Raw genomic sequence first — 4788 nt, 5'->3', positions numbered from 1 at the left:
AACAATATGTTGGGTCTGTTCTGCGAGAGTCAGGATTTTCTGAATATCCTTTTTCCCATTCAAATTAAGAGGAATATCCTTGACTTTGAAATACTCTATCGGAATCATATACTCTGGAAGTTTCTCTTTTAGCATTTCCCGATAAAATTCACTCTTCCTTTCAAGATATTCATTTTCCTCCACCAGCACAGCTCCTACGATTTCTTTAAGATCAGATTGTTTTAGGAAAACGACTGCTTTTGTCACACCCTGGATGTTCAGCAATGCAGATTCAATTTCTCCAAGCTCCACTCGATAACCATTTATTTTCACCTGCTGGTCTTCTCTTCCTAAAAATTGAATGTTGCCGTCACCCCAGTATCTTCCCAAATCGCCAGTATCGTATACTCGTTCCTTGTGAACCTGCGAAAATACAAACTTTTCTTCAGTTCTCATCCTATCATTCAAATATCCCTGTGCAACTCCTTCTCCTGCAATATAAAGTTTCCCCGGCACCCAATCGGGGCAGTCCTCCATATTCTCATCAAGAATATAATAACGTTGATTTGACAGGGGCTTTCCATAAGGAATACTAATCCAGTCCTCTGGTACTTCTGCCGGAATATCGAAGGCATTAGACCAGATACTGGCTTCTGTCGCCCCTCCTAACGCTACGACTGTAGCAGTATCAAAAATAGCTCTTATTCTTCTCGGAAGCGTAACAGGAATCCAATCTCCACTTAATAGAATGACTCTAAGCATATAAACATTTAACTTTTTCTGATACTCCTCATATTCTACCAGCATCTCCATGAATGCCGGCACACTATTCCAGATAGTTACACCTTCCTGGTTCATTAAATATATCCAATGTTCCGGATTTTTTATCTGTTTAGGGTCTGGTAAGATAAGTTTTCCACCAGCGCCCAATACTCCAAAGATGTCATATACAGATAAATCAAAATGCAGATTCGAGACACCGAATACCACATCTTTTTCAGTTATCTGATACTTACTGTTAATATCCAGAATGGTATTTACTGCATTACGATGGCTTATCATAACGCCCTTTGGCATACCTGTTGTACCAGATGTATAGATTACATACGCCAAGTCTTCTGGTACATTCTTTACACGCTGGACTGGTTTCCCGAATTTCTGCTCGCAGACCGGAATCGTCTTCCATTCTTTCAGCCATCCCATCTGTTTTTCCGCATCTTGCTGTGTAAGGATAACCTCAGTACTGCTGTCATGGAGGATTTTTTCTATGCGCTCCTGCGGATTATGGATATCGACCGGGAGATAGGCTGCTCCAGCGAATAAAATTCCATATACTGCTGTAACCTGCTCCCATCCTTTTTCCATCAAGACAGCCACTGTTTCTCCTCTGCCAATACCTTCTTTTTGTAGCTGTCCACAGATACTAAGTGCCTCTTCTTTCAGCTCTCGGTACGTCATTCTTCTTTGCGCCGATACTACAGCTTCTTTATCTGGGAACCTTTCTGCCGCTTCACAGAACAGTTCGTCTAGGGTCTTATCCTCAAATATTTTTTCTGTCTCGTTTGCTGTCTGGCGCTCCTCTGAGATTTCGGCTTTTACTAACGTATTTCTTTCTTCCTCCACAACTGCTGGATTTTCAGCAATATTTCTAAGCAAGCTTGTATATACATGGAACATATCGTCCAGCATTCCCGGATAGAACAGTTCCTCTACAGCATCCCAAAAAAGGCAGAGGCATCCATCCATCTCCACCACCTGATGGTCCAGCCATACCTGCGGCGTTTGGGAAATATTATAATTCAGTTTTCCAAGCCATTTTCCTTCGTTCCATTGCTCTACACCCAGCCCGCTGGTAAATACGACCGGCATGATTGCCCCCTGCATATTACCCTTCCTTTTCTTCAGCTCGCGTTCAAACTCTATCGCACTGTAGACAGAATGCTCCATATCCTCTGTAAGCTGCCGCTGAATTGCTTTCGTCCGGTTCGCAAAGCTTCCTCCTTTTTTCTCACATACTTCTAGCAGCGTCAGCGTGGTAAAATCCCCTACTAGCGCATTCACCTCCGGATGTACTGGTTTCCGGTCAAATTGGGTAAGGTTAATGGTAAAGTCTTTATTACTACTCCATAAACGAAGCGTCTCCGCATATGCACTGATCAGAAAGACCGAAGGCGTTACCCCTATCTTTCCTGCAACAGCTTTGACAGAATCCCATTCCTCCCGTGATAGTTTTGCAGTTCGTCTCCGGAATTTCTGGTCTGTGATTTGTTTTTCATTCTTTGCTATTGGCAGTTTCGGCGCATCGGCAAAGTTTTCCAGCCTATCCTCCCAGTATTTCTTATCCACTTCATAAACAGGCAGTTCTTTCAGCTTTTCTAATCCCAGCACATAATCCCTGAAAGACAGCGTAATCGGTTCTCCGATCTTCTGGCTTCTGTATACCTCTGCCCATTCATTCAGGATATGGAACATACTCCAGCCGTCAAACGTAATGTTGTCAAAGCTGATATGGATTCTCTGCCTATCTTCTTCTATCATTGTTATTTGTACATCAAATAATGGCCATCGCTCTGTCTGGATAACCTGATGGGACATCTTTTCTCGTTTTTCTTCCAAGGCAGATTCTTTCTCATCTTTCCCTGATTCCCGTATATCGCTTACTACAATCTTGTATCTGGGAACCTGTTTCAGTATCTGCTGTTTTCCATCCGGTTGGATAAAAACGCGCATCATGCCATGGCGCTGGATTAGCAGGTTCCATGCTTCTTCTGCCCTTTCAATATCTAAGTTCTTGGCATCCAGTTCAAAATAACAGTGTGTTGCTACATTTCCCAAGTCATACACGCCGCTTCTTCCCATCCAATAAGCATACTGCACGTCTGTTAGCGGAAATGCTTCGTTTTCGTTTTCTGTATCCGGGTGTAACTCTAGCAACTCCTGTTCTTTCTTTTCAGACTGTTCAATAGCCTTTGCCAGTGCCCTCACGGTCAGCGTTTCGAAAACCGTGCCAATGGATATTTTACACCTAAAGGCTTTCTGTACTTCGGATATCAGCTTTGTAGCCAAGAGAGAATCTCCACCTAACGTGAAATAATTATCATCTATACCTAGAACCTTATATCCAAACAGTTTTTTCCAGATTTCCAGCAGTTTCCTTTCTATTTCCGTATTCGCTCCTGAGACCCGAATCGTAGCCGTCTCCCCTTTGAATTCTTCTTTTAATTGCTTTCTGTTGATTTTACCATTTGAGAGGGAGGGAATAATTTCCATAAAATGGTAATTCTGCGGGACCATGTACTCTGGCAATTTTCCTAACAAGTATTCGCGTAAAGCATCTTCACTGTATTCCAAAACTTTTTCTTCTTGTCTGGCGCAGAAAATTCCCCTTCCGTATTTCTCTCCACACTCCAGCCGCTCTCCCATACCTGCTTTTAAGAAATATTTTTTCCACAGAGAAACATCTGGCGTGGCAAGCCCTCTCTCTTTTCTTTCATCCTGAACATCCGCAAAGCCGTTTTCCAAAAATGCTGCGGTAATATCCTGCAGGTATGTTTTTACTAACAGTTCAGACATCAGGAAGATTCCGTTCGGTTTTAATAATTCTGCTATTTTCTTGACTGCCTTTTCCGCATTATGGTTTCTGTGCAGAGCGTTCACTGCGATAATAACATCATAACAATGTGGCATAATCTGCTGTTTATCCAGACTGTCGTCCAAAGTGAACAATTCAAATTTGATTTCCTCAAACTCTGAAAGTTCCTGCCTTGCTTCTTCCAGAAAATACTTGGATGAGTCCGCATAAGTATATGCCACCGTTACATCTTCCAGCGCACACAGCAACTCTCTTGTGATTTCTGTGTCTCTGGTGCCGATTTCAAGAATCTGCAACGGGGCTTTCTGACGGTTTTCTGCCAATTCTTTCAAGGCTTCCGACAGTTCTCGGATTGTCTCGTGATGTCCTGGAATCCTGCTTAAAAGCCTGTTCGGTGCCAAATCCGCTTCTTTTTGATAGAATACCTCCAAAGATTTCTCTTTGCCTGTAAGCATGGCTTCTAGATATGGCTGCAGCTTTCCAAAATATGCATCCATACTTTCTTCTACTTCTAGCAGGCCGGCATGTTCCGTTCCAAGATTTTTTTCTTCTTTCTCTTCCTGTAAGATGCCTTCCTCATTTAATATTTCCAGCCATCGTGAAACAGTCGCTTTCTGTTCCACCACTATTTTATTTTCTGCTGCAGGCACCCTGGCAAAGCCTCCGCTTGTTTGCCGGAACAGGATTCCGATCTGCTCCAGTGTTGCCAACATAAGCTGGAGACACTTTCGGTCGGCATAGGCAAGGAATTTCTCATACCGCTGTTCTTGCTTTGCGTCTGCAAGCGTTGCCCAATCAGAAACGGATTCTTTCATCTTCTTCCATGCGGGATCCAAAGAACCGTCTCCGTATTTCCATTCGGTCACTTCGGAACCCTCTTTCTGTTCCGCTTCGATATAAGCTACCAAGGATTTATTTCCATATCCATCACTAAAGGTATCTACAATCGCATTCCCAACTTCCCTGAAGCCCTGTATTGCATGTTCAATCTCTCCGAGTTCAATCCTGTGTCCGCGAATCTTTACCTGATGGTCTTTCCTCCCTAGAAATTCTATGGTCTCATCCCTCCAGAAACGTCCCAAATCCCCGGTACGATACCAACGACCAGTCTCATCTATTATAAATTTCTTTTCCGTAAGCTCTGAATCTCCGCGATAGCCTTTCGCCACGCCGTATCCTCCGATCCAGAGTTCTCCTTCTGTCCAGTAAGGGAAATC

1 protein-coding gene is annotated in these 4788 nt (G+C 43.3%); it reads right to left on the bottom strand.

Annotated elements, in window-relative coordinates:
* On the bottom strand, positions 1-4740 hold a 4740-nt coding region (locus Q1J64_RS05775; protein ID WP_367183493.1), incomplete at its 3' end, for a non-ribosomal peptide synthetase.
* Positions 4741-4788 lie beyond the last annotated feature (48 nt).

Source organism: Sporosarcina sp. (assembly GCF_029257255.1).
GTDB lineage: Bacteria > Bacillota > Bacilli > Bacillales_A > Planococcaceae > Sporosarcina.
Note: the sequence above shows the minus strand (reverse complement) of the source record. Positions and strands in the feature narration are given on the sequence as shown.